The sequence below is a fragment of the Streptomyces canus genome (genome assembly GCF_030816965.1).
In the GTDB taxonomy this organism is placed as follows: Bacteria; Actinomycetota; Actinomycetes; order Streptomycetales; family Streptomycetaceae; genus Streptomyces; species Streptomyces canus_E.
Genome location: NZ_JAUSYQ010000002.1, coordinates 2,613,823 through 2,639,109, shown reverse-complemented (window position 1 = coordinate 2,639,109; position 25,287 = coordinate 2,613,823). Strand labels below are relative to the sequence as shown.

Annotated in this window: 20 protein-coding genes and 2 pseudogenes; 13 read left to right on the top strand and 9 right to left on the bottom strand. The window is 70.9% G+C overall.

Features of this window, described 5'->3' with window-relative positions:
- Nucleotide 1: 1 nt before the first annotated feature.
- From QF027_RS13130 to lgt, 10 genes and pseudogenes are all read left to right on the top strand, one after another.
- Entirely contained in the window at nucleotides 2-1,480 is a 1,479-nt protein-coding gene (locus QF027_RS13130) for an anthranilate synthase component I (protein WP_306982874.1), read from the top strand.
- 72 nt (nucleotides 1,481-1,552) lie between these two features.
- Nucleotides 1,553-2,194 carry a TIGR02234 family membrane protein gene (locus QF027_RS13125; RefSeq protein WP_306982876.1) on the top strand — a complete coding sequence of 214 codons (642 nt, stop codon included), beginning with the start codon at nucleotides 1,553-1,555 and terminating at the stop codon, nucleotides 2,192-2,194.
- A gap of 106 nt (nucleotides 2,195-2,300) precedes the next feature.
- On the top strand, nucleotides 2,301-2,552 hold the full coding sequence (locus tag QF027_RS13120; protein ID WP_306982880.1) for an HGxxPAAW family protein: 252 nt from the start codon (nucleotides 2,301-2,303) through the stop codon (nucleotides 2,550-2,552).
- A gap of 82 nt (nucleotides 2,553-2,634) precedes the next feature.
- A complete protein-coding gene (locus tag QF027_RS13115; RefSeq protein ID WP_307074642.1) occupies nucleotides 2,635-3,063 on the top strand; it encodes a DUF2752 domain-containing protein in 429 nt (142 codons plus the stop codon).
- A 138-nt stretch (nucleotides 3,064-3,201) separates the two neighbouring features.
- Entirely contained in the window at nucleotides 3,202-4,011 is an 810-nt protein-coding gene (trpC, locus tag QF027_RS13110) for an indole-3-glycerol phosphate synthase TrpC (RefSeq protein ID WP_057618470.1), read from the top strand.
- A 21-nt stretch (nucleotides 4,012-4,032) separates the two neighbouring features.
- The gene (gene trpM, locus QF027_RS49595) at nucleotides 4,033-4,200 is read left to right on the top strand and encodes a tryptophan biosynthesis modulator TrpM (protein ID WP_164932276.1); all 168 of its coding nucleotides are present in this window, start codon (nucleotides 4,033-4,035) and stop codon (nucleotides 4,198-4,200) included.
- Nucleotides 4,201-4,333: 133 nt separating this feature from the next.
- The gene (gene trpB, locus QF027_RS13105; protein WP_307074640.1) at nucleotides 4,334-5,620 is read left to right on the top strand and encodes a tryptophan synthase subunit beta; all 1,287 of its coding nucleotides are present in this window, start codon (nucleotides 4,334-4,336) and stop codon (nucleotides 5,618-5,620) included.
- On the top strand, nucleotides 5,617-6,441 hold the full coding sequence (gene trpA / locus QF027_RS13100; protein WP_306982890.1) for a tryptophan synthase subunit alpha: 825 nt from the start codon (nucleotides 5,617-5,619) through the stop codon (nucleotides 6,439-6,441). Before trpB ends, trpA begins: the two co-directional genes overlap by 4 nt.
- A 103-nt stretch (nucleotides 6,442-6,544) precedes the next feature.
- Nucleotides 6,545-7,316 (top strand): annotated as a pseudogene (locus tag QF027_RS13095) (DsbA family protein).
- Between the two features lie 115 nt (nucleotides 7,317-7,431).
- Complete coding sequence (lgt, locus tag QF027_RS13090; RefSeq protein WP_307074638.1) at nucleotides 7,432-8,358, top strand: prolipoprotein diacylglyceryl transferase; 927 nt, start codon at nucleotides 7,432-7,434, stop codon at nucleotides 8,356-8,358.
- Nucleotides 8,359-8,415: 57 nt separating this feature from the next.
- Here the strand turns inward: lgt and QF027_RS13085 are convergent, their stop codons facing one another.
- The 7 genes and pseudogenes from QF027_RS13085 to QF027_RS13055 all read right to left on the bottom strand — a co-directional run bounded on the left by QF027_RS13085 (nucleotide 8,416) and on the right by QF027_RS13055 (nucleotide 15,792).
- Nucleotides 8,416-9,246: an HpcH/HpaI aldolase/citrate lyase family protein gene (locus QF027_RS13085; protein ID WP_307074636.1), complete on the bottom strand. Its 831-nt coding sequence runs from the start codon at nucleotides 9,244-9,246 to the stop codon at nucleotides 8,416-8,418.
- Nucleotides 9,243-10,433, bottom strand: a complete 1,191-nt coding sequence (locus QF027_RS13080; protein ID WP_306982899.1) for a CaiB/BaiF CoA transferase family protein — start codon at nucleotides 10,431-10,433, stop codon at nucleotides 9,243-9,245. The genes QF027_RS13085 and QF027_RS13080 overlap by 4 nt, the downstream gene beginning before the upstream one ends.
- Nucleotides 10,430-10,747, bottom strand: a pseudogene (locus QF027_RS13075) (PfkB family carbohydrate kinase); the annotation flags it as partial. The gene QF027_RS13080 and the pseudogene QF027_RS13075, both read right to left, overlap by 4 nt.
- A gap of 92 nt (nucleotides 10,748-10,839) precedes the next feature.
- The gene (locus QF027_RS13070) at nucleotides 10,840-12,198 is read right to left on the bottom strand and encodes an ADP-ribosylglycohydrolase family protein (RefSeq protein WP_307074634.1); all 1,359 of its coding nucleotides are present in this window, start codon (nucleotides 12,196-12,198) and stop codon (nucleotides 10,840-10,842) included.
- Nucleotides 12,186-13,352, bottom strand: a complete 1,167-nt coding sequence (locus QF027_RS13065; protein ID WP_307074633.1) for an ADP-ribosylglycohydrolase family protein — start codon at nucleotides 13,350-13,352, stop codon at nucleotides 12,186-12,188. Before QF027_RS13065 ends, QF027_RS13070 begins: the two co-directional genes overlap by 13 nt.
- Nucleotides 13,353-13,360: 8 nt before the next feature.
- The gene (locus QF027_RS13060; protein ID WP_307074631.1) at nucleotides 13,361-14,695 is read right to left on the bottom strand and encodes an ADP-ribosylglycohydrolase family protein; all 1,335 of its coding nucleotides are present in this window, start codon (nucleotides 14,693-14,695) and stop codon (nucleotides 13,361-13,363) included.
- Nucleotides 14,692-15,792: an ADP-ribosylglycohydrolase family protein gene (locus tag QF027_RS13055; RefSeq protein WP_306982910.1), complete on the bottom strand. Its 1,101-nt coding sequence runs from the start codon at nucleotides 15,790-15,792 to the stop codon at nucleotides 14,692-14,694. The genes QF027_RS13060 and QF027_RS13055 overlap by 4 nt, the downstream gene beginning before the upstream one ends.
- 274 nt (nucleotides 15,793-16,066) lie before the next feature.
- Here QF027_RS13055 and QF027_RS13050 point away from each other — a divergent pair, with 274 nt between their 5' ends.
- The 3 genes from QF027_RS13050 to QF027_RS13040 all read left to right on the top strand — a co-directional run bounded on the left by QF027_RS13050 (nucleotide 16,067) and on the right by QF027_RS13040 (nucleotide 23,238).
- Complete coding sequence (locus QF027_RS13050) at nucleotides 16,067-16,798, top strand: VIT1/CCC1 transporter family protein (protein ID WP_306982912.1); 732 nt, start codon at nucleotides 16,067-16,069, stop codon at nucleotides 16,796-16,798.
- A gap of 379 nt (nucleotides 16,799-17,177) precedes the next feature.
- Nucleotides 17,178-21,785, top strand: coding sequence for a glutamate synthase large subunit (gene gltB, locus QF027_RS13045; RefSeq protein WP_307074629.1), 4,608 nt, complete (start codon nucleotides 17,178-17,180; stop codon nucleotides 21,783-21,785).
- Nucleotides 21,778-23,238, top strand: a complete 1,461-nt coding sequence (locus tag QF027_RS13040) for a glutamate synthase subunit beta (RefSeq protein ID WP_307074627.1) — start codon at nucleotides 21,778-21,780, stop codon at nucleotides 23,236-23,238. Before gltB ends, QF027_RS13040 begins: the two co-directional genes overlap by 8 nt.
- A gap of 103 nt (nucleotides 23,239-23,341) precedes the next feature.
- On the opposite strand, the gene QF027_RS13035 is transcribed toward QF027_RS13040, so the two are convergent.
- Together QF027_RS13035 and QF027_RS13030 are read right to left on the bottom strand one after the other, a co-directional pair.
- The gene (locus QF027_RS13035; protein ID WP_307074625.1) at nucleotides 23,342-24,283 is read right to left on the bottom strand and encodes a chitosanase; all 942 of its coding nucleotides are present in this window, start codon (nucleotides 24,281-24,283) and stop codon (nucleotides 23,342-23,344) included.
- The gene (locus QF027_RS13030; protein ID WP_307074623.1) at nucleotides 24,280-25,197 is read right to left on the bottom strand and encodes a rhomboid family intramembrane serine protease; all 918 of its coding nucleotides are present in this window, start codon (nucleotides 25,195-25,197) and stop codon (nucleotides 24,280-24,282) included. Before QF027_RS13030 ends, QF027_RS13035 begins: the two co-directional genes overlap by 4 nt.
- Nucleotides 25,198-25,287 lie beyond the last annotated feature (90 nt).

Genomic DNA, 25,287 nt, shown 5'->3' with positions numbered 1-25,287 from the left:
CATGGACCTCGAGACCTTCCGCAAGCTGGCCACCGACCGCCGTGTCATCCCCGTCACGCGCAAGCTCCTGGCCGACGGCGACACCCCGGTCGCCCTCTACCGCAAGCTCGCCGCCGAGCGCCCCGGCACCTTCCTGCTGGAGTCCGCGGAGAACGGCCGCTCGTGGTCCCGTTACTCCTTCGTGGGCGTGCGTTCGGCCGCGACCCTGACGGCACGCGACGGCCAGGCCCACTGGCTCGGCACCCCGCCGGTCGGCGTCCCCGTCGACGGCGACCCGCTCGCCGCCCTGCGCGCCACGATCGAGGCCCTGCACACCCCGCACCAGGAGGGCCTGCCGCCCTTCACCGGCGGCATGGTCGGCTACCTCGGCTACGACATCGTCCGCCGCCTGGAGAAGATCGGCCCCGGCGAGCGCGACGACCTGAAGCTGCCCGAGCTGACCATGCTCCTGACCAGCGACCTCGCCGTCATGGACCACTGGGAGGGCTCGGTCCTGCTGATCGCCAACGCGATCAACCACAACGACCTCGACACCGGCGTGGACGAGGCCTACGCCGACGCGGTGGCCCGCCTGGACGCCATGGAGGCGGACCTGTCGCGCGCGGTGGCCCAGCCCCCGGCGGTCCTGCCGCCCTCCGAGCTGCCCGAGTACACCGCGCTCTGGGGCGGCCCCGACTTCCAGGAGGCCGTCGAGGACATCAAGGAGCGCATCCGGGCCGGGGAGGCCTTCCAGGTCGTCCCCTCCCAGCGCTTCGAGACGCCGTGCACGGCAAGCGCGTTGGACGTCTACCGCGTCCTGAGGGCCACGAACCCGTCCCCGTACATGTACCTGTTCCGCTTCGACGGTTTCGACGTCGTGGGCTCGTCCCCCGAGGCTCTGGTCAAGGTCGAGGGCGGGCACGCCATGGTCCACCCCATCGCCGGCACCCGGTGGCGCGGGGCGACCCCGCAGGAGGACCAGGCACTCGCCGACGAGCTGCTCGCCGACCCGAAGGAGCGTGCCGAGCACCTGATGCTGGTGGACCTCGGCCGCAACGACCTGGGGCGCGTCTGCGAGCCGGGCTCCGTGGAGGTCGTCGACTTCATGTCCGTCGAGCGGTACTCCCACGTGATGCACATCGTCTCCACGGTCACCGGCAAGGTCGCGCCCGGCCGCACCGCCTTCGACGTCCTGACCGCCTGCTTCCCCGCGGGCACCCTCTCCGGCGCTCCCAAGCCCCGCGCGATGCAGATCATCGACGAACTCGAGCCCTCCCGGCGCGGGTTGTACGGCGGCTGCGTCGGCTACCTCGACTTCGCGGGCGACTCCGACACCGCGATCGCGATCCGTACGGCCCTCCTCCGCGGCGGCACGGCCTACGTCCAGGCCGGTGCCGGCGTCGTCGCCGACTCCGACCCGGTCGCAGAGGACACGGAGTGCCGCAACAAGGCGGCGGCGGTGCTGCGGGCGGTCCACACGGCGAACCGGCTCGGCAGGTAGGGGGCCTTCACCGAGGAATGGGGCGCTTCTCACGGAGCCCCGGGTGCCCGTTCGCCCGGGGTTCGGGTGATAGTGGGGTACGTGACTGCTGTACCGCACCCCCGTTCCGAAGCCGCCGGACCCGCCAGGGCCGGACGTCTGAGCCTCGCCGTCGCTCTGCTGAGCGGCGCGCTCGGCGCCGCCGTGGCGCTGCTGGCCACCCGTCAGCGGTGGTCCGAGGGCACCGCGACCGTGGCAGGCGGCGCCTTTCCCCTGACCGCCAAGGGCAGTGACGTCACGGGCGTCCCGGCCGCCCTGGCCATAGTGGGCCTCGCCGCGCTCGTCGCCGTCTTCGCCGTCCGCAAGGCCGGGCGGCTCCTGGTCGCCGCGCTGCTCGCGCTCTCCGGCGCGGGGACCGTCGCCGCGGCGCTGTTCGGGGCGAGCGATTCGTCCGCGCTGGACGAGCAGGCGGCCCAGGCCTCCGGCGACACCTCGGCGACGGTCGCCGCTCTCTCCCACACCGCCTGGCCGTACGTCGCGGCGGTGGGGGGTGCGCTGATCCTGCTCGCCGGGCTGCTCGCTCTGCGCTACGGGCGGTCGTGGCCCGCGATGTCCGGGCGGTACGAGCGGGACGGGGCGCCCCGAGTGCGTCGTAAGGCGGCCGTTGTCGATCCCGACCGGCCCGAGGACATCTGGAAGGCCCTGGACCGGGGAGAGGATCCGACGGGGGCGTAGCCGTCGCCCGCAAAGCGCGACCCCGGATCACCTTGTGCCCCCGCGTACGGGACAATGACTTCGAGCGTCCGGCTCAGACACGTACTTCAGCACCTAGGAGCAAGCAATGGCGGGCAGCAGCCACGGTCACACCCCGGCCGCCTGGACCGGTGTCACTATCGCCTTCATCGGTTTCTGCGTCGCGGGCGCCTTCATGGTGATGGCCCAGCCGGCGGGCTTCTGGGCCGGTATGGCGATCGTGGCCATCGGTGGTGTCGTCGGCTGGATCATGAGCGCGATGGGGATGGGCATGCCCAAGGACGCCCACAAGGCGCTCGTCACCTCGCAGCAGCGTGAGACGGCCGAGGCCAAGAGCTGACACGCGGAGAACCTCGTGGAGGGGCGGCCGGGCGGGAGCGCCGGGGCCGCCCCTCACGCGTGCCGGGGCCCTACAGGGCACAATGCGAGGCGTGAACGCCGACACCCAGCGCGCACCCCGACTCAGCGGGCTCGCCGTCCCGGGCGGAATCATGGCGGCCGTCGCCGGGGCCTTCGCGTACGTGGGGACCGTGGACCCCAACCAGCCCGGCCACTATCCCGTCTGCCCGCTGTACCAGATCACCGGCCTCTACTGCCCCGGCTGCGGCGGTCTGCGCAGTGCGCACGCGTTCATCCACGGTGACTTCCTGGCCGCCTTCCAGGACAATGCGATGGCTGTTGTGGGCTATCTGGGCTTCGCCGTGCTGTGGACCGTCTGGGTGGTCCGTGCGGCGCGCGGCCGACCGCTCCGGCTCGGTCTCGGGCCGGTGCACCTGTGGACACTGGGGACATTGCTGCTGGTCTTCACGGTTGTCCGGAACCTGCCGTTCGGTGGCTGGCTTCATCCTTGATCAACTGATGAACGTCCAGGTAGTGGGACCGGCGTCAACCGGATGCGAGGCCTAAGCCCTCCTGCGGATACCATCGCAGTGACCACTTGTTTTCATCAGTCGCCGGAACTGCCGACCGTCTGGAAGGGGGCCGCTCGCGTGAGTGTGCTCGACGAGATCATCGACGGAGTCCGTGCCGACCTCGCGGAACGGCAGGCGCGCGTCAGCCTCGACGAGCTCAAGGAGCGCGCGGCGAAGGCTCCCGCGGCCAAGGACGGCGTGGCCGCCCTGCGCGGCGACGGCGTCAAGGTCATCTGCGAGGTCAAGCGCTCCAGCCCCTCCAAGGGCGCGCTGGCCGCGATCGCCGACCCTGCGGGCCTGGCCGCCGACTACGAGGCGGGCGGCGCGGCCGTCATCTCCGTCCTCACCGAACAACGCCGCTTCGGCGGCTCGCTGGCCGACCTGGAGGCCGTCCGCGCGCGCGTGGACATCCCGGTCCTGCGCAAGGACTTCATCGTCACGTCGTACCAGCTCTGGGAGGCCCGGGCCTACGGCGCCGACCTCGTGCTGCTCATCGTCGCGGCCCTGGAGCAGCCCGCCCTGGAGTCGCTCATCGAGCGCGCCGAGTCCATCGGGCTCACCCCGCTCGTCGAGGTCCACGACGAGGACGAGGTCGAGCGCGCGGTGGACGCCGGCGCGAAGATCATCGGCGTCAACGCGCGTAATCTCAAGACCCTCGAGGTCGACCGCGGCACCTTCGAGCGCGTCGCCCCCGAGATCCCCGCCCACCTCGTCAAGATCGCCGAGTCCGGCGTCCGCGGCCCGCACGACCTGATCGCCTACGCCAACGCCGGCGCCGACGCGGTCCTGGTGGGCGAGTCCCTGGTCACCGGCAAGGACCCGAAGACGGCCGTCTCCGACCTGGTGGCGGCGGGCGAACATCCGGCTCTCCGGCACGGGCGCGGCTGATCTTTCGCTAGGCTTGCCCCGATGACGCTCACGACGACAACCACGGACAGGTACGCCCGCCTCGCGCGCGGCTGCCGCCCCCGTGGTTGCCGCGCGCCCGCACGCAGGGTGCACGGTCGTCGGGTCCGGTATGTGATCGGTGACGAACCTGGACAGGTGAACGGCCGTCGATGGCAGCGCGCCCTATAGGGGCGCGGGGCAGTTCTGAACATGCGGCTCCGCCGCGTGCGCGCGACAAGCCACGGACGACCTTTCGTCGTCGGACAAACCCCGCCCCCACGGCGATTAGTGATCCACACACAAACTCACCGTGAGGTTACGCATGCCCAGCGAGTTCTTCATCCCCGACCCCGAGGGCCAGATCCCCAGCTCCGAAGGCTACTTCGGAGCGTTCGGCGGCAAGTTCATCCCGGAGGCCCTCGTCGCCGCCGTGGACGAGGTCGCCGTCGAGTACGACAAGGCCAAGCACGACCCCGAGTTCGCCCGTGAGCTCGACGACCTGCTGGTCAACTACACCGGCCGCCCGAGTTCGCTCACCGAGGTCCCCCGTTTCGCCGCGGAGGCGGGCGGTGCCCGGATCTTCCTGAAGCGGGAAGACCTCAACCACACCGGCTCCCACAAGATCAACAACGTCCTCGGTCAGGCCCTGCTCACCCGGCGCATGGGCAAGACCCGGGTGATCGCGGAGACGGGCGCCGGTCAGCACGGCGTCGCCACGGCCACCGCCTGCGCGCTGTTCGGTCTCGAATGCACCATCTACATGGGCGAGATCGACACCCAGCGCCAGGCCCTCAACGTGGCCCGGATGCGCATGCTCGGCGCCGAGGTCATCGCCGTGAAGTCCGGCAGCCGCACGCTCAAGGACGCGATCAACGAGGCCTTCCGCGACTGGGTCGCCAACGTCGACCACACGCACTACCTGTTCGGCACGGTCGCCGGACCGCACCCCTTCCCGGCCATGGTCCGCGACTTCCACCGCGTGATCGGCGTCGAGGCCCGCCGCCAGCTCCTGGAGCGCGCCGGCCGTCTCCCCGACGCGGCCATCGCCTGCGTCGGCGGCGGTTCGAACGCCATCGGTCTGTTCCACGCCTTCATCCCGGACACCGGCGTACGCCTCATCGGGTGCGAGCCCGCCGGGCACGGTGTGGAGACCGGCGAACACGCGGCGACCCTCACCGCGGGCGAGCCCGGCATCCTGCACGGCTCCCGCTCCTACGTCCTCCAGGACGAGGAGGGCCAGATCACCGAGCCGTACTCCATCTCGGCCGGTCTGGACTACCCGGGCATCGGCCCCGAGCACTCCTACCTCAAGGACAGCGGCCGCGGCGAGTACCGCGCGGTCACCGACGACGCGGCGATGCAGGCCCTGCGCCTGCTCTCGCGCACCGAGGGCATCATCCCGGCCATCGAGAGCGCCCACGCGCTGGCCGGTGCCCTGGAGGTCGGCAAGGAGCTCGGCAAGGACGGACTGATCGTCGTCAACCTGTCCGGCCGCGGCGACAAGGACATGGACACCGCCGCTCGCTACTTCGACCTGTACGACACCGACGCCCAGGTCGCCGCCGACCAGGACGCCGACACCGCCGAGATCGAGGGGGACGCCAAGTGAGCGGGAACATTCAGCTGCTGTCCGACACCCTCGCCGGTGCCAAGGCCGAGGGCCGCGCCGCGCTCATCGCCTACCTCCCGGCCGGGTTCCCCACCGTGGACGGCGGGATCGAGGCGATCAAGGCCGCGTTCGACGGCGGTGCCGACGTCGTCGAGGTGGGGCTGCCGCACAGCGACCCCGTCCTCGACGGCCCCGTCATCCAGACCGCCGACGACATCGCCCTGCGCGGCGGCGTCAAGATCGCGGACGTCATGCGGACGGTCAAGGAGACCTACGAGGCCACCGGGAAGCCGGTGCTCGTGATGACGTACTGGAACCCCATCGACCGCTACGGCGTCGAGCGCTTCACGGCCGAGCTCGCCGAGGCGGGCGGCGCGGGCTGCATCCTGCCCGACCTGCCGGTGCAGGAGTCGGCGCTGTGGAGGGAGCACGCCGAGAAGCACGCGCTCGCCACGGTCTTCGTGGTCGCGCCCAGCAGCAAGGACGCGCGGCTCGCCGAGATCACCGCGGCCGGCAGCGGATTCGTCTACGCCGCCTCCCTGATGGGCGTCACCGGTACCCGTGAGTCGGTCGGGGCGCAGGCCCAGGACCTGGTCGAACGAACCCGGGTCGCCGGTGCCGGTGCCGACCTGCCGGTCTGCGTCGGGCTCGGTGTCTCCAACGCCGCGCAGGCCGCCGAGGTGGCCGGCTTCGCCGACGGCGTGATCGTCGGCTCGGCCTTCGTGAAGCGGATGCTCGACGCACCGGACGACAAGGCCGGAGTGGAGGGCGTTCGCGCACTCGCGGGCGAGCTGGCGAAGGGTGTGCGCCGACAGGCGTGACCCAGCCGCGGACCGTCATCGCGTAATGAGATATTCGGTCACCCGAAGGGGTGGTCCTGGGACCGGGGAGGCGCGGTGCGCCTCCCCGGTTCGTTCTGCGGGTGTGAGCGAGAAGAACCGTGAGGGAAAGCGCACCGCCCGGGAGCGGCTGGCGGCGGGACGAGCGCGCGAAGCAGAAGACCGCGGAGAAGCGGCGCCGGGTGCTGATCGTGGGCGCGAGCGTGGTGTGCGTCCTGGGCCTCGCGGCGGTGATCGGCGTCATCGCGGCGAACTCCGGCAAGGACAAGGCCTCGGGCCCGGTCGTGGCGCCCTCGGGGGCCAACGGCCAGGACAGCCTCGCCGTCCCGGTCGGCAAGGAGGGCGCGACGTCGACGCTCGTCGTCTGGGAAGACTTCCGCTGCCCGGGCTGCAAGGCCTTCGAGGCGGCGTACCGCCCGACGATCCACGAGCTCACCGGGTCCGGCAAGCTCAAGGTCGAGTACCACCTGGCGACGATCATCGACGGCAACATGGGCGGCACCGGCTCCCGCAACGCGGCCAATGCCGCGGCCTGCGCCCAGGACGCCGGGAAGTTCCCGGCGTACCACGACGTGCTCTACGAGAACCAGCCCGAGGAGACCAGCGACGACTACGCCGAGAACGGGAAACTCCTCGAACTGGCGAAGAAGGTCGAGGGGCTCGACACCGCCGCCTTCCGCACCTGTGTCGAGAAGGGCACCCACAACACCTGGGTGGACAAGTCCGCGGCCGCCTTCCGCAACGGCGGATTCTCCGGCACTCCGACCGTGCTGCTCGACGGCAAGAACATCTACCAGGACCGGACGATGACGCCGGCGAAGCTGAAGCAGCAGGTGGAGGCCGCTGCCAAGGGGTGAAGGAAAGGCCGACAGGGAGTAAGTCGGCGGGCGGGTTCTCTCACCCGCCTGTTATGGACCCGTTGCCGGGCCGCCTGCCGTGGGCCCGGCCCGGCAGGGTAGCGTCGACCCTGCCATGGAACTTGCCTACATTCCCAGCCCGTCGCGCGGGGTGATTCACCTCGGTCCCATCCCGCTGCGTGGCTATGCGTTCTGCATCATCATCGGTGTCTTCGTTGCCGTCTGGCTCGGCAACAAGCGCTGGATCGCCCGCGGCGGGCGGGTCGGCACGGTGGCCGACATCGCGGTCTGGGCCGTGCCGTTCGGACTCCTCGGCGGCCGCCTCTACCACGTGATCACGGACTACGAGCTGTACTTCAGCGAGGGCCGTGACTGGGTGGACGCCTTCAAGATCTGGGAGGGCGGCCTCGGCATCTGGGGTGCGATCGCGCTCGGCGCGGTGGGCGCGTGGATCGGCTGCCGGCGCCGGGGAATCCCGCTGCCCGCCTGGGCCGACGCCCTCGCCCCCGGTATCGCCCTCGCGCAGGCGATCGGCCGCTGGGGCAACTGGTTCAACCAGGAGCTGTACGGCAAGCCGACCGACCTGCCGTGGGCCCTGAACATCACGTCCTCCACGGACGGCCGGGTGCCGGGCCACTACCACCCGACGTTCCTGTACGAGTCGCTGTGGTGCATCGGCGTCGCGCTCCTCGTCATCTGGGCCGACCGCCGGTTCACGCTGGGACACGGACGGGCCTTCGCGCTGTACGTCGCCGCGTACTGCACGGGGCGCGGCTGGATCGAGTACATGCGCATCGACGACGCCCACCACATCCTCGGGGTCCGGCTCAACGTCTGGACCGCGATCATCGTGTTCGTGCTCGCGGTGACGTACTTCGTGCTGTCGGCGAAGAAGCGGCCCGGCCGTGAGGAAGTGGTCGAGCCGGGTGCCGACGCCGCCGACGCTGAGGCCGAAGACGGTGAGAAGGCCGACGGTGCCGAGAAGGCCGAGGCCGACTCCCGTGAGGTGACCGACGAGGCCGAGTCGGCGAAGAAGACCTGAGAGCTGGTTGTACGTCGCCGAGGGCGCCCCGAGTTGTCGGGGCGCCCTCCGCGTTTGTCAGCGGCGGTGGGCGAGGGAGAGCGTGCGGTGGGCCTGGGTCACCACCGCCGCGTCGATGAAGGTGCCGTTCGGGAGGGCCTGGGCCCCCCGGTGGGCTTCCGCTGCCTTGAGGACCGTCTCCGCCTGCTCGATTTCCTCCGCCGTGGGGAGATAGACGCGCTCGATCACCGGGAGTTGACGGGGGTGGATGGCTGCTCGGCCCAGGAAGCCCAGGGCACGGCCGTGGGCGCAGGACGCTTCGAGGCCCTCCAGGTCCCGGGTGTCGGGGTGGACCGACTGGGGCGGGGGAGGGAGGGACGCCGCTCTTGCCGCCACGATCACTCGCGAGCGGGACCAGTCCAGGCCCTTGTCGTGTCGTACGCCGAGGTCGGCTCGCAGGTCTGCCTCACCGAGGGCGATGCCGCGCAGACCCGGGTGGGCGGTGGCGATGGCGTGGGCGCGCTCGATGCCCAGGGCAGACTCCAGGAGGGCGTACAGGGGTGGGGCGCCTCCTTCGGCCCAGGCTGTCGTCTGCGCGACGTGGGTGATCTGGTCGGGGGCGGTGACCTTGGGCAGGCGCAGGCCGGAGATGCCCGGGAGGGCGGCGATCGCTGCCAGGTCCGCTGCCGCCAGGGGGTTGTCCAGGGCGTTCACCCGGACGTGCACCGGGATGGGCTGCGGGTCGGTGAGACGTTCGGCCGTCGCCTCGCGGGCGTACCGCTTCCGCTCGGGGGCCACCGCGTCCTCCAGGTCGACGACCACGACGTCGGCGCCGGAGGCGAGGGCCTTGGTGACGGTCTCCGGGCGGTCGCCGGGGACGTAGAGCCAGGTGAGCGGGTGCGGTCTCACAGCGCGCCCTCCGCGCGCAGGGCCGTCAACTCGGCCTCGGTCAGGCCCAGTTCTGTCAGGATCTCGTCCGTGTCCGCGCCGTGCGGGCGGCCCGCCCAGCGGATCGTGCCAGGGGTCGAGGAGAGCCGGAAGAGGACGTTCTGCATGCGCAGGGGGCCGAGCTCGGGGTCGTCGACCGTGGTGACGGTGTCGAGGGCCTGGTACTGCGGGTCGGTCATCACGTCCCGGATGTCCTGGATCGGGGCGACCGCGGCCTCCGCCTTCTCGAAGGCCGCGAGGACCTCGGTGCGGGTGCGTTCGGCGATCCAGGAACCGACCGCCCGGTCGAGGACGTCGGCGTGGGCGGCCCGCTGGGCGCCGGTCGCGAACCAGGGCTCGTCGATCAACTCCGGGCGGCCCACCAGGTGCATCACGCGTTCCGCGATCGACTGGGCCGAGGTGGAGACGGCGACCCAGGTGCCGTCCGCCGTGCGGTAGGTGTTGCGCGGGGCGTTGTTGGCGGAGCGGTTGCCGGTGCGTTCCTGGACGAGGCCGAGTTGGTCGTACCAGGTCGGCTGCGGGCCGAGGACCGTCAGGATCGGTTCGATGATCGCCATGTCGACGACCTGGCCCTCGCCGGTGCGGTCGCGGGCCGCGAGCGCCGTCATCACCGCGTACGCCGTGGCCAGGCCCGCGATGGAGTCGGCCAGGCCGAAGGGTGGCAGGACCGGGGGCGCGTCCGGTTCGCCGGTGATCGCCGCGAAGCCGCTCATCGCCTCGGCGAGGGTGCCGAAGCCGGGGCGGTGGGCGTACGGGCCGAACTGGCCGAAGCCGGTGACCCGGGTGAGGACCAGGCGGGGGTTGACGGCGGAGAGTTCCGGCCAGCCGAGGTCCCACTTCTCCAGGGTGCCGGGGCGGAAGTTCTCGATGACCACGTCCGCCGTTTCGGCCAGGCGGAGGAAGGTGGCGCGACCGCCCCGCTTCGAGAGGTCGATCGTGATCGTGCGCTTGTTGCGGCCCAGGACTTTCCACCACAGGCCGATGCCGTCCTTCGAGGGGCCGTGGCCACGGGAGGGGTCCGGCTTCGTGGGGTGCTCGATCTTGACGACCTCCGCGCCGAAGTCGCCGAGCATCGTGGCCGCGATCGGGCCTGCGAACAGGGTGGCCAGGTCGAGAACGCGGAGGCCGGTGAGGGGTGCGTGTGTCATGACGTGTACCGGGCCTCGATCTCGGATCGGCAGGGCATCGACGCCGAGGTGCCTTCCCGCTGGACGGAGAGCGCGGCCGCGCAGGCCATCGACTCCCGGATCGGCCGTTCCTCGCCGAGGGCGACGGCGCCCACGTATGTGTCGCCGGCACCCGTGGAGTCCACCGCGGTGACCTGCGGGGCGGGGGCGGCGAGGGGTTCGGCGTCCCGGGTCAGATACACGCTGCCCGCCGCGCCCAGGGTGATCACCACGCGCGGGATCCGGTCGAGGAGGGCGGCGCCCGCGGCGAACGGGTCGCTGCGGCCGGTGAGGGTGTCTCTGCCGGTGACGGTCTCTCCTCGTTGGGGTGCCTTTTCGACGTAGGTGACCAGGTCCATGTCAGTGCTGCCGAGCACGGCGATGTGGGTCATGGGCGAGCAGCCTCCCGGTGGGTGAGGTGGGCCAGGGTGTCGAAGCCGGTGCCGTTGAAGTCGGCGACGGAGGTGGCCAGGCGGTTCTTGAGGGGGGTGGTCCAGCGGTCGGGGAGGTGGTCGGGGGCGCCGGCCAGAAGAGCGGCGATGCTGCCCGTGGTGGCGCCGTTGGAGTCGGTGTCCCAGCCGCCGCTGACCGCTCTGCAGACGGAGCCGGTGAAGTCGCCGTTCGCGTGGGTGAGGGCGGCGGTGATCAGCGCGGTGTTGGGGATGGAGTGGACCCAGTGGTGGGTTGCCGCGTGGGTGGCGTGGAGTTCGTCCACGACCTTGTCGAAGTCGTCGTGCCGCTGGGCCAGTTGGACGGCGTGGGTGATCGCCTTCGCCAGGCGGGAGTTCGGGGGGATCACGGTGAGGCCGGTGCGGAGGCAGGTGTGGATGTCGGGGGTCGTCGTCGCCCGGGCGATCACCGCTGCCGTGAACATCGCCGCGTAGACGCCGTTCGCCGTGTGGGTGAGGGTGGCGTCCCGGTGGGCCTGTTCGGCCGCGGCGGCCGGGTCGCCGGCGTTGGTCCAGCCGTGGACGTCCGCGCGGATGAGGGCGCCGATCCATTCGCGGAAGGGGTTGCGGTGGCGGGCCGTTCTGGGGGGCTCCAGACCCTGGAGGAGGTTGCGGTAGGCGATGCGTTCGGCGGTGAAGGTGCGGCCGGCGGGGAGCTCGGCCAGCCAGAGTTCGGCCACGTCCGTGGTGGTGAAGCGCTTGCCGTGGCGTTGCAGCAACAAGAGGTTCAGAAGGGGGTAGTTGAGGTCGTCGTCCTCGGGCATGCCGTCGATGTTCTCGGCGAGGGAGGTGGTTGCCGAGCGGCGGTTCCAGGGATGGGCGGCGAGGAGGTCCGCCGGGACGCCCTTGGCCGTGAAGTAGGTGTTGAGGGGCCAGTTGCCGGTTGCTTTGGCGAGTTGGCGGATGGCTTCCAGAGGAAGCTTCTCCACCGGTTTGCCCAGGAGGCAGCCCACCGCTCGGCCCAGCCAGGCCGCTTCCAGACCGGCCTGCGTGGGGGGTGCCGCGGGGGTGGGCGACGGCCACGCCCGGCAGCGGGCCTTGATCGTCGCGAGGTCGGTGGGCTCGTGGTCCGCCAACGTGCTGGGAAGGTCCGCCAGTTCGTCCAGCAGGTCTTCCGCCAGTTGCCGCAGGTACCTGGACGCGGGCTCCGCGGAGGCTCCCGCTCGTGTCGGCGCCGCGTTGCCTCCCGCCGCTCTCCACCTCGCCGCGATCACCGACGGCTCCCTGCCGTCCTGGGCCGCCTGGCGGAGTTCGTGGCCGATGAGGTCTTCCGGCTGGACCCAGGTCAGTCGGAGCATCTCGGGCCTCCGAGTTCCGCGAAGGCCGCCTCGTGGGTCCTGCGGTGGGTCACGTCCCTCTCGAAGATCTCCCGGGTCACGGCTGTCAGCGTTGCTGCCGGTGCCCACAGGTCCAGGCGGCTTGCCTCCGAGACCGTTTTGGACCAGTCGTCCGGAACCGGGGAGCCCAGGGCCCCGGCGAGGGCGCCGGCCATCGTGGCGATCGAGTCGCAGTCCCTGCCGTAGTTCACCGCGCCGAGGACCGCTCGGCGGTAGTCGCCCGCGGCCACGAGCAACATGGCCAGGGCGATGGGCAGTTCCTCGATCGTGTGGAGGCGGGAGGGGCGGCGGGCGCCGAGGGAGGGAGTGCGGTAGTCGGGGCCGACCGTGTCGTAGGGCGCGATCGCCTTCCGCAGCGGGAGCAGGGCCGACTCGAAGTCCGTGTGGTGGGTGGCCACTTCGCAGACCTGCTCGATCGCGGTACGGGTGCCGTCCTTCGCCAGGGAGAGGCAGGTCGTCACCACGGAGTCCGGTGTCGCGCCCGGGGCCGCCGCCGCTGCGACCGCCGCCGCGAGGACTCCCGCCGCCTCTCGGCCGTACGACGACTGGTGGGCGCCCGCGATGTCCAGGGCCTCGGTGTAGGCGGCCCGCGGGTTGGCCGCGTTGACCAGGCCGACGGGTGCCATGTACATCGCCGCGCCGCAGTTGACGATGTTGCCGACGCCTGCCTCCCGGGGGTCGACATGGCCGTAGTGGAGGCGGGTCACCAGCCATTTCTCGGCGAGGAAGATGCGCTGGAGGGGGAGCGCCGTTGCCTCCAGTTCCGGGATCCAGCGCGGGTTGGTCATCAGGTCGGGGACCAGGTGGTCGGCGATCGCGTAGGCGTCGAGGTGGTCGCGGACCCGGTCGTAGACCCTGATCAGGGCGTGGGTCATCAAGGTGTCGTCGGTGACGTGGCCGTCGCCCTTGTGGTACGGGGCGATGGGGCGGGCGGTGCGCCAGGCGTCGCCGTTCCAGGGGCCGACGATGCCGTGGACGCGGCCGGCGTGACGTTCGAGGATCTGCTCGGGGGAGTAGCCCTCGACGGGGCCGCCGAGGGCGTCGCCCACCGCCGCGCCCACGAGGGCTCCGGTGATCCGGTCCTCAAGGCTGATTTCTGAGTTTTTGGGCGTCATGCCCGGAATCATCCTCCTGGGAGGGGCGGTTGTGCGGCTACCAGGAGTTCGGCGAGTTCCACGAGGTCCGTGCCGGTGAGGCGGGGGAGGACACAGCCGGAGAGTTTCCGGCAGGTGTTCCGCCAGGTGGCGGGGATCGTGCCGGCGCCGCCCAGCGCCCCGGTCAGCGCACCCACCAGGGCGGGGGCCGAGTCGGCGACCCGGGAGAGACAGGCCGCGGCGGGGATCGCCTCGGCGATACGGCCCTGTGCGGCGCCGGCCAGAGCCAGGGCCACGGGGACGGTTTCGGCGGCCGCGACGCCGTAGCTGTAGACGTGGTCGACGATCTCGTGTTCCAGGGCCGGGATCAGAGCGAAGGCGGTGTCGGCGGACCGGGCGAGGTGCAGGGCGTGGCGGGCGTTGCGGCCGATCTCCGTCTCCTCGGGGAGTTCGGTGAGGGCGGCTGCCACACAGGCCTCGACGGGGGTGCCGATCAGGGCCAGGGAGACGGCCGCGGCCATCGCCCGTGCTCCGTGGACGCCGTCTCCGTCCTGGGTGTAGCGGGCGTCGAACTCGGCCAGGTCCGCGGCGAGTCGGGGGTCGCCGGGGTGGGCGACCGCGAGGACACAGGCTCTGATGCAGGCCGCGTCGTCGAAGTAGTGCGGGTTGTCGTGGCCCGTGGCGGGTGGACGCAGTCCGGTGGCGAGGTTGCCGAGCCCCGCTCTCACGGAGATGCGGGCGCGGAGGGGAAGGACGGCGGACTCGATCTCGGGCGCGCGATGCGCCGCGGCGGCCACTTCGGCGGCGAGGGCGTTCCAGGTGAGGTCGATGGCGGCTCTCGTACGGCGTTCTCTGGTCAGCTCGCCGAGGGTGGTGCCGTCGCCTGCCTTGAGGAGGGCTTCTGCGGTGAAGGCCGCCCATTCGGCGTCGTCGGAGGGGCCGAGGCGGAGGGGTTCGGGCGGTTGGTTGAGGGCGATGGGGACGGGGAGGGTGGTGGTGGCGTTCTGTTCGGCGAAGGTGTCGAGTTCGCGGGTGAGGCGGCGGGTCCAGTCGGGCATGCGGGCGGCTCTGTGGCGGGCGGCGGGCCAGCCGGCGGCGTCGCCTGCGGCCAGGCCCAGGAGGAGTCCCTGGATTCGTTGTCCGGCCTCGGCTTCGCCTTCTGCCTTCGTGTTCCCAGCCGCGCCGCCCGTGCAGCTTTCGTGGTCGGGTGCGGGTGGTCCCTGTGGGGCGAACTCGCCGTCGGGGGCCGCGGGTTGGAGCGGCTTCGCCGTGAGAGTGGGTTCGGCGGAGCCGGAGGTGGTGCTGGAGCCGTTCCGTGTGGACGCGGGGCCCGGGGCCTCCGCCCAGGGGCCCGGCGGCCTCATCGGTCCGATCCCGGGGTGCCGTCCGCCGCCAGAGTGAAGGCGTCCGGATCGGGAGGCGGCCATGGTCGCCGGGTGAGACCGGAGGTGGCCCACTTCTTGTCCTCGCCCGGCACCAGCAACTCCGCCACGTCCAGTACGTGATGGCCCGCCATGGAGGGGAGGCAGCTGCCGCTCGCCGGGCCGATCGCCGAGGCCCAGTCGGCCGGGATCGCCGACGCTCCCCTCGTCGCTCCCGCCAGGGCCCCCGCCACCGCCGCCGTCGTGTCCGCGTCTCTCCCCATGTTCACCGCCGTCAGGACCGCCTCGCGGAAGTCGCCGTCGGCCGCCGCGTACGCGCCGAAGGCCAGGGCCACCGCCTCCGGGGCCAGGTCGGTCCACGGGTAGCCGCCGATCACCACCGCGGAGCGGACCGCCCTTTCGCCCCGGTGCGCCACGGCCACGGCTCGGCGCAGGGACCGGGCCGTCCAGCTGTCGTCCGGGATCACCGCCAGCGCGGACGCGACGACCACGACAGTGGGGGCGCCCGCCATCGCCGCCGCCACTCCCGCCGCCACCGCCTGGCCGCCGTAGATGCCCTCGCCGTCGTGACTCACCGAGCCGTCGATCGCCACCAGTCGGGCCGCCTCCGCGGGGCGGCCCGCCGCGAAGACGCCGAAGGGGGCCGCCCGCATGGCCAGGCCGTCACTCCAGGCGTGGCGGTGCTGGGCCGAGATGGGGGCCGCCAGGCCGCGGCGCAGGTTCTCCAGCGTGCCGCGCTCGCTGAAGCCCGCACCCCGGAACGGACCCTCGTCGCGGTCCGCGATCCACTCGTGCCAGGCCGCCTCCACATGGGAGGGCGTGAGGGCCGAGCCGTGCCGGGCGAGGAGCAGGCCGGAGAAGATCGTGTACTCGGTGTCGTCCGTGCCGGCCGGCTCGTCCAGCACATAGCCCTCGATACGGCCCCAGCGGGCGCGGATCTCCGACGGCTTCATGTTCTCGGCCGGGGCCCCCAGGGCGTCCCCGACCGCCAGGCCCAGCAGGGCGCCGCGGGCCCGCTCGCGGAGTTCGGCGGCTTCCTCGGGCGCCGGGACCGGGGAAATGCAGGCGATCGATGCCATACGCGGCCTCTCCCAGAGGGGGTTCCGCATGGGGCGCGGAACCCTTTGCGCATGTGTCCCACCATCGGCGGTTGACCTGAGCCTCCGAAGCCTCAGCATCACCCGGTCGACATCTGAGCGGTGATCCGATCGTCTGCGCATTCGAAGGTAAAGCCGCAGGTTAGCCGAGCCTTTCCTTGCTGGCGGGCGGGAATGACCCGTCGTACTGTGTGCGTTGTTAAGAATTAGAACTTGTCCAAAGTTAGCTTTGGCTTAGCTTCCCTGGGGGATCGGAATGGCCATCATCGACATCGAGGCGCCACTGCACGAGGCGCACCGGGACAACCACACGCACCGGGACGTGAACGGCGGCTGGCTCAGGCCCGCCGTCTTCGGTGCCATGGACGGACTGGTGTCCAACCTCGCGCTGATGACCGGAGTCGCCGGTGGGGCCGTCGGCCAGAACACCATCGTGCTGACCGGACTCGCGGGGCTCGCCGCCGGTGCCTTCTCCATGGCCGCCGGTGAGTACACCTCCGTCGCCTCCCAGCGCGAGCTCGTCGAGGCCGAGCTGGACGTGGAGCGCCGGGAGCTGCGGAAGCACCCCCAGGACGAGGAGGCCGAACTCGCGGCCCTGTACGAGGGGCGGGGTGTCGAGCCCGAGCTGGCACGCGAGGTCGCGCGGCAGTTGTCGAAGGATCCCGAGCAGGCCCTGGAGATCCATGCCCGTGAGGAGCTCGGGATCGACCCGGGCGACCTGCCCTCGCCGCTCGTCGCCGCCGTGTCCAGCTTCGGGTCCTTCGCCCTGGGTGCCCTGCTGCCCGTACTGCCGTATCTGCTCGGGGCGACCGCCCTGTGGCCCGCCCTGCTGCTCGCCCTCATCGGGCTGTTCGCGTGCGGTGCGGTCGTGGCCAGGGTGACCGCGCGGACCTGGTGGTACAGCGGACTCCGGCAGCTCGCTCTGGGAGGCGCGGCGGCCGGTGTGACGTACGTCCTGGGCAGTTTGTTCGGAACGGCCGTAGGATAGATCGGCTCCTACTTATGCGATGGGCCGCATAAGTAGCCGTTACTCGCTGGTTTCGAATGCTTAACCACTGGGCATGAGCCGTAAGCGCTGCGGGCAATGACGCTTGCGGCGCACTCGCGGGGTCGGCGACGACGCCTTCACCGCCCCCTGGGCCGACGGACGACGATCTGACCGATCAGTCCGGCTCGGTCCCCACATACTTCAAGCCACGTGTGCGACACCCCCCTCGCATGCCGTGGCGTCCGCATGTTGGAACGGAGTATCCGGTTCCCGAGATCCGCTCCATCATGTAACCTGCACGAAATTTTGCACTTACGCAGAGGGCCAACGTCGTCCCTCGGCAAGCTGAATATGCCAATTGACGACGACGGGAGAGCCGATGCGTACGCCGCGCCAGCCGTCCCAGCACTCCACGAGTGGCCAGAAGAGGTCGTTCATGGATGCTCGCCCTGCTGCGCAGGGTATGTACGACCCCCGCAACGAGCACGACGCCTGTGGCGTCGGCTTCGTGGCCACCCTCACCGGCGAGGCGAGCCATGCGCTGGTCGAGCAGGCGCTCACGGTTCTGCGCAACCTGGAGCACCGCGGTGCCACCGGCTCCGAGCCCGACTCGGGTGACGGCGCGGGCATCCTGTCCCAGGTTCCGGACGCCTTCTTCCGTGAGGTCGCCGGCTTCGAGCTGCCGGCGGCCGGTGCGTACGCGGTCGGTATCGCCTTCCTGCCGGAGGACGGCGTCGAGGACGCCGTCTCGCGCATCGAGACGATCGCCGCCGAGGAGGGCCTCACCGTCCTCGGCTGGCGCGAGGTCCCGGTCGCCCCGGAGCTGCTCGGCGCCACCGCCCGCTCGACGATGCCGGCGTTCCGCCAGGTCTTCGTCGGCGACGGCTCGGCTGTGCCTGCTACGGACATCGACCTCGACCGCAAGGCCTTCGTGCTGCGCAAGCGCGCCGAGCGCGAGGTCGACGTCTACTTCCCCTCGCTGTCCGCGCGGACCATCGTCTACAAGGGCATGCTGACCACCGGCCAGCTGGAGCCCTTCTTCCCGGACCTGTCCGACCGCCGCTTCGCCTCCGCGATCGCGCTCGTGCACTCCCGGTTCTCCACGAACACCTTCCCGTCGTGGCCGCTCGCGCACCCGTACCGCTTCGTCGCGCACAACGGTGAGATCAACACCGTCAAGGGCAACCGCAACTGGATGGCGGCCCGCGAGTCCCAGCTGGTCTCGGACCTCTTCGGCAACGACGACAAGGCCCTCGAGCGCGTCTTCCCGATCTGTACGCCGGACGCCTCCGACTCGGCGTCCTTCGACGAGGTGCTCGAACTCCTGCACCTGGGCGGCCGTTCGCTGCCGCACTCCGTGCTGATGATGATCCCGGAGGCGTGGGAGAACCACGACTCCATGGAGTCGGTCCGCCGCGCCTTCTACCAGTTCCACTCCAACCTGATGGAGCCCTGGGACGGTCCGGCCTGTGTCACCTTCACCGACGGCAAGCAGGTCGGCGCGGTCCTCGACCGCAATGGCCTTCGCCCCGGCCGTTACTGGGTCACCGACGACGGCCTCGTCGTCCTCGGCTCCGAGGTCGGCGTCCTCGACATCGACCCCGCCAAGGTCGTCCGCAAGGGCCGTCTCCAGCCCGGCAGGATGTTCCTCGTCGACACCGTCGAGCACCGCATCATCGAGGACGACGAGATCAAGGCCGGCCTCGCCGCCGAGCAGCCGTACGCGGAGTGGCTGGAGGCCGGCGAGATCGAGCTCGGCGACCTGCCCGAGCGCGAGCACATCGTGCACACCCACGCCTCGGTCACCCGCCGCCAGCAGACCTTCGGTTACACCGAGGAAGAGCTGCGCGTCCTCCTCGCGCCGATGGCCAAGGCCGGTGCAGAGCCGATCGGTTCGATGGGTACGGACTCGCCGATCGCCGCGCTGAGCGAGCGACCGCGCCTGCTCTTCGACTACTTCACCCAGCTGTTCGCGCAGGTCACCAACCCGCCGCTGGACGCGATCCGCGAGGAGCTCGTCACCTCACTGCGCTCCTCGCTGGGCCCGCAGGGCAACCTGCTCGACCCGAGCGCCGCCTCCTGCCGTTCCGTCGTGCTGCCCTTCCCGGTGATCGACAACGACGAGCTGGCCAAGCTCATCCACATCAACGCCGACGGCGACATGCCCGGCTTCAAGGCCGCGACCCTCTCCGGCCTGTACCGGGTCTCCGGCGGCGGCGACTCCCTCGCCGCGCGCATCGAGGAGATCTGCGCCGAGGCCGACGCCGCCATCGACAACGGCGCCCGGCTGATCGTCCTCTCCGACCGCCACTCGGACGCCGAGCACGCTCCGATCCCGTCGCTGCTGCTCACCGCGGCCGTCCACCACCACCTCATCCGCACCAAGCAGCGCACCCAGGTGGGGCTGCTCGTCGAGGCCGGTGACGTCCGCGAGGTCCACCACGTCGCCCTGCTGATCGGCTTCGGCGCCGCGGCCGTGAACCCGTACCTCGCCATGGAGTCCGTCGAGGACCTCCTGCGCGCGGGCACCTTCCTGAACGGCCTGGAGCCCGAGCAGGCCATCCGCAACCTGATCTACGCCCTGGGCAAGGGCGTACTGAAGGTCATGTCGAAGATGGGCATCTCGACCGTCGCGTCCTATCGCGGCGCCCAGGTCTTCGAGGCCGTCGGTCTCGAAGAGGGCTTCGTCCAGAAGTACTTCAGCGGTACCGCCTCCAAGATCGGCGGCGTCGGCATCGACGTCATCGCCAAGGAGGTCGCCGCCCGGCACGCCAAGGCGTACCCCGCCTCCGGCATCGCGCCAGCGCACCGCGCCCTCGAGATAGGCGGCGAGTACCAGTGGCGCCGTGAGGGCGAGCCGCACCTGTTCGACCCGGAGACGGTCTTCCGCCTCCAGCACTCGACGCGCGCGAACCGCTACGACATCTTCAAGAAGTACACGGACCGCGTGAACGAGCAGTCCGAGCGCCTGATGACGCTGCGCGGCCTGTTCGGCTTCAAGTCGGACCGCCAGCCGATCTCCGTCGACGAGGTCGAGCCGGTCTCCGAGATCGTCAAGCGCTTCTCCACCGGCGCCATGTCGTACGGCTCCATCTCCAAGGAGGCGCACGAGACCCTCGCCATCGCCATGAACCAGCTGGGCGGCAAGTCCAACACCGGTGAGGGCGGCGAGGACGCGGACCGGCTGTACGACCCGGCGCGGCGTTCGTCGATCAAGCAGGTCGCCTCCGGCCGCTTCGGTGTGACCTCCGAGTACCTGGTCAACGCGGACGACATCCAGATCAAGATGGCCCAGGGCGCCAAGCCCGGCGAGGGCGGCCAGCTGCCCGGCCACAAGGTCTACCCGTGGGTCGCCAAGACCCGGCACAGCACCCCGGGTGTGGGCCTGATCTCCCCGCCGCCGCACCACGACATCTACTCCATCGAGGACCTGGCCCAGCTGATCCACGACCTGAAGAACGCGAACCCGCAGGCGCGGATTCACGTGAAGCTGGTCTCCGAGGTCGGCGTCGGCACGGTCGCGGCGGGTGTGTCCAAGGCGCACGCGGACGTCGTGCTCATCTCCGGCCACGACGGTGGTACGGGTGCCTCCCCGCTGACCTCCCTGAAGCACGCGGGCGGTCCCTGGGAGCTCGGTCTCGCCGAGACCCAGCAGACCCTGCTGCTCAACGGCCTGCGCGACCGGATCGTCGTCCAGACCGACGGTCAGCTCAAGACCGGCCGTGACGTCGTCATCGCGGCGTTGCTCGGCGCCGAGGAGTTCGGTTTCGCGACCGCGCCGCTCGTCGTCTCCGGCTGCGTCATGATGCGCGTCTGCCACCTGGACACCTGCCCGGTCGGCATCGCCACCCAGAACCCGGTGCTCCGCGACCGGTTCACCGGCAAGGCCGAGTACGTCGTGAACTTCTTCAAGTTCATCGCCGAAGAGGTCCGCGAGCTCCTCGCCGAGCTGGGCTTCCGTTCCATCGAGGAGGCCGTCGGCCACGCCGAGACCCTCGACGTCGAGCGGGCCGTCAACCACTGGAAGGCGCAGGGCCTGGACCTGTCCCCGCTCTTCTACGTGCCCGAGCTGCCCGAGGGTGCCGCGCTGCACCAGGTCATCGAGCAGGACCACGGCCTGGAGAAGGCGCTCGACAACGAGCTCATCAAGCTCGCCGCCGACGCCCTGGCCGCCGACTCGGCCACCGACGCCCAGCCGGTGCGTGCCCAGGTCGCGATCCGCAACATCAATCGCACGGTCGGCACCATGCTCGGCCACGAGGTGACGAAGAAGTTCGGTGGCGCGGGCCTGCCCGACGACACCATCGACATCACCTTCACGGGCTCCGCCGGCCAGTCCTTCGGCGCCTTCCTGCCGCGCGGTGTCACGCTGCGCCTGGAGGGCGACGCCAACGACTACGTCGGCAAGGGCCTCTCCGGTGGCCGGGTGATCGTGCGCCCGGACCGGGGTGCCGACCACCTCGCCGAGTTCTCGACGATCGCGGGCAACACCATCGCCTACGGCGCGACCGGTGGCGAGCTGTTCCTGCGCGGTCGTTCGGGCGAGCGGTTCTGCGTCCGCAACTCCGGTGCGCTGGTGGTCTCGGAGGGCGTGGGCGACCACGGCTGCGAGTACATGACCGGCGGTCACGCGGTGGTCCTCGGCGAGACCGGCCGCAACTTCGCGGCCGGCATGTCCGGCGGTATCGCCTACGTGATCGACCTCGACCCCGACAACGTCAACGTCGGCAACGCGGACGCCGTGGAAGCACTCGACGACGCCGACAAGCAGTGGCTGCACGACGTGGTGCGCCGCCACCAGGAGGAGACCGCCTCCACGGTCGCCGAGAAGCTGCTCGCCGAGTGGGACACCGCGGTCGAGCGCTTCAGCAAGATCATCCCCAGCACGTACAAGGCAGTGCTCGCCGCCAAGGACGCCGCCGAGCAGGCGGGACTCTCCGAGTCCGAGATCACCGAGAAGATGATGGAGGCGGCGATCAATGGCTGACCCGAAGGGCTTCCTGAACCACGGCCGTGAGGTCGCCAAGTCCCGCCCGGTCGACGTACGTCTGAAGGACTGGAACGAGGTCTACGTCCCCGGCTCCCTGCTGCCGATCATCAGCAAGCAGGCCAGCCGCTGCATGGACTGCGGCATCCCCTTCTGTCACAACGGCTGTCCGCTCGGGAACCTCATCCCCGAGTGGAACGACTTCGCCTACCGCGAGGACTGGTCCGCCGCCTCCGAGCGTCTGCACGCGACCAACAACTTCCCGGAGTTCACCGGTCGCCTGTGCCCCGCGCCCTGTGAGTCGGCGTGTGTGCTCGGCATCAACCAGCCGGCCGTGACCATCAAGAACGTCGAGGTCTCGATCATCGACAAGGCGTGGGACAGCGGTGACGTCGAGCCGCAGGCCCCGGAGCGCCTGTCCGGCAAGACCGTCGCGGTCATCGGGTCGGGCCCCGCCGGTCTCGCCGCCGCCCAGCAGCTCACGCGGGCCGGCCACACCGTCGCCGTCTACGAGCGCGCGGACCGCATCGGAGGCCTTCTCCGGTACGGCATCCCCGAGTTCAAGATGGAGAAGCGGCACATCAACCGGCGTATCGAGCAGATGCGCGCAGAGGGCACCCGCTTCCGCACCGGCATCGAGATCGGCCGCGACCTCAGGGCGACCGACCTGAAGAAGCGCTACGACGCGATCGTCATCGCCGCCGGTGCCACGACCGCGCGTGACCTGCCGGTCCCCGGCCGCGAGCTCAAGGGCATCCACCAGGCCATGGAGTACCTGCCGCTGGCCAACAAGGTGCAGGAGGGCGACTACGTGGCGCCCCCCATCACGGCCGAGGGCAAGCACGTCATCGTCATCGGCGGCGGCGACACCGGCGCCGACTGCGTGGGCACCGCCCACCGCCAGGGCGCGGCCTCGGTCACCCAGCTGGAGATCATGCCGAGGCCGGGCGAGGACCGTGCCCCGCACCAGCCGTGGCCGACCTTCCCGATGCTCTACAAGATCACGTCCGCGCACGAGGAGGGCGGCGAGCGGGTCTACTCCGTCTCGACGACCCACTTCGAGGGCGACGAGGACGGCAACGTCCAGTGGCTGCACCTCACCGAGGTCGAGTTCATCGACGGCAAGCTGACCCCGAAGCCGGGCACGGAGCGCAAGATCCCCGCCCAGCTGGTCACCCTCGCGATGGGCTTCACCGGCACCGACCGTGAGAACGGCCTGGTCGAGCAGTTCGGCCTGGAGCTCGACGAGCGCGGCAACATCGCCCGCGACGCCGACTTCCAGACCAACGTGCCGGGCGTCTTCGTCGCCGGTGACGCGGGCCGCGGCCAGTCGCTCATCGTGTGGGCGATCGCGGAGGGCCGCTCGGCCGCCCGCGGCTGCGACCGCTTCCTGACCGGTGCGAGTGAACTGCCCGCGCCGATCCGGCCGACGGACCGCTCGCTGATGGTGTGATCACACCCGAATAGACGTCCCGTACAAAGGCGTACGGAACACTGACGGCGCCTGCCTCCACGTCCCCGACCGGACCACAGGGCAGGCGCCGTCGCATGTTCTCCTACGGCACCCGGAACGTCTCCCCGTAGACCTGCCACTCCAGCGGTGTCCTCAGGTCCAGGTTCCCCTCGTTCAGGAAGCGCCGTTGCGCGGTGTCCACGCGGGTGGTGTCGATGTCCGCGTCGCGGGTGCGCATGGCGTCCTCGCGGAGGTCGAGGAAGGTGCCCAGGTAGGCCTTCTCCGAGCCGCCCTCGGTCGGGCTGTCGGACTTCTGGAGGGCGCGTTCGCGCAGGCCGTAGAAGCTGGTGGGGTCGGTGCCGGGGCCGTGGAAGACCATGGCGTCGTAGTACACGAACTGGCCGAGGGCGCCGAGGCCGTCGAGTTTGGCGAGACGCACCGCGGGGTCGAAGTAGACACGGTCACGTGCTGTGTCCTGGGCCTTCTGGAAGGCCGGGACCCGGGCTTCCGCCTTCCAGGCGGCCGTGAAGCCCGGGTCCAGGCCCTCGTGGGAGTCCGTGCCGTCGACCGCGCGCAGCGCGGGAAGGTACTTCGCGAGACCGTTGCCGGGGTGGGCCTTCGTGTAGCCCTCGACGAGGGTGAGCAGGTCGTTGGTGCCGGTGCAGAAGCCGATGATGCCGGCCGTGTAGCCCTGGCCGTCGCCGATGTCCTCGATGTAGGCGTAGGCGCTGCGCCAGTCGAGGGTGGAGTTCTCGGCGCTGGCCACGAGCTGCTGGGCGAGCTCCTTCTCGGCGGGGGCGGACAGGCCCGGCGGCAGGTCGGCGACGACCGCTTCGTCCGCCGCGCTCCTTGCCCTCCCGGACCGCTCGGCCCAGGCTTTGGCACCCTGGGCGCCCTCGGCGTCCTGGGCCGCCTGTGAACGGTAGGCCGAGGAGAGGTCGGGGCCCGCTCCTCCCGCGCCGGAGTCCTCGGGCGCAAAGAGGTAGACCGACGCCGTGGCGACCACGGGGACGGCCGCGAGGAGCAGCAGGCGGGCGCCTTTCACTGCGCTCCCGTCAGTTCGGCGACCTTGGCCCAGGCAGACACCAGGAGCACCACCAGCAGTACGGCACACGCTCCCGCCTGCACCAGGGCACGCCGGCCGTCCCGGGGAGCGTACGCGTAGGCGAGGGTGACGACGGCTCCGGCGATCAGGCCACCGAGGTGGCCCTGCCAGGACGTCAGCCACGCGGACATCACCAGCCACAGCAGCAGACCCGCCATGAAACGGTTGACCTGGGCCATGTCGGCGCCGAGCCGGCGGGCCATCACGTAGTACGCGGCGCCGAGACCGAAGATCGCGCCGGACGCGCCGAGCGTGGGCGCGGTGGGCGCGATCAGCAGGACGAGGACCGAGCCGCCGAGCGCGGACAGCAGATAGAGGACGACGTACCGGAGGCGGCCGAGCTGGGCCTCGACCACGCGGCCGATGTTCCACAGCGACACCATGTTCATCACGATGTGCAGGATCCCGAACGTGCCCTCGGTGGGCGGCAGATGGAGGAACGCACCGGTCAGCAGGCGGTACCACTCGCCGTCGACGACACCCTCGGCGTGGAAGTCGGAGGGGTAGGTGTCCTGCCACACGTAATGGCCGCCGTCCGGGCCCACGAGCCCGGCGCCCAGCATCTCGAAGCGGTCCACGATCGCCGGGCGCACCAGCTCGCCGACGTAGGCGAGCACGTTGAGGCCGATGAGGACGTACGTCACCAGGGGGACACCCGTGATCCGCCCGCCGAACGCGGTCCGGGCCTGCCGTACCGACCGGGCCCCCTCCCGCACACACTCCGGGCACTGGTGGCCCACGGCCGCCTCCCGCATGCAGTCCGGGCAGATGTACCGCTCGCAGCGGGTGCAGCGGACATGGGACTCCACCGCCGGATGGCGATAGCAGGTGGTGACGGCGGATTCGGGTTCCACGGCCGGCTCCTCGGAGTGACAGGGATGATGATCGAGCCGGTGGGGGCGTCGGCGAACAAAATAGCGAACGCCGGTGCGGGAGAAGTGCGG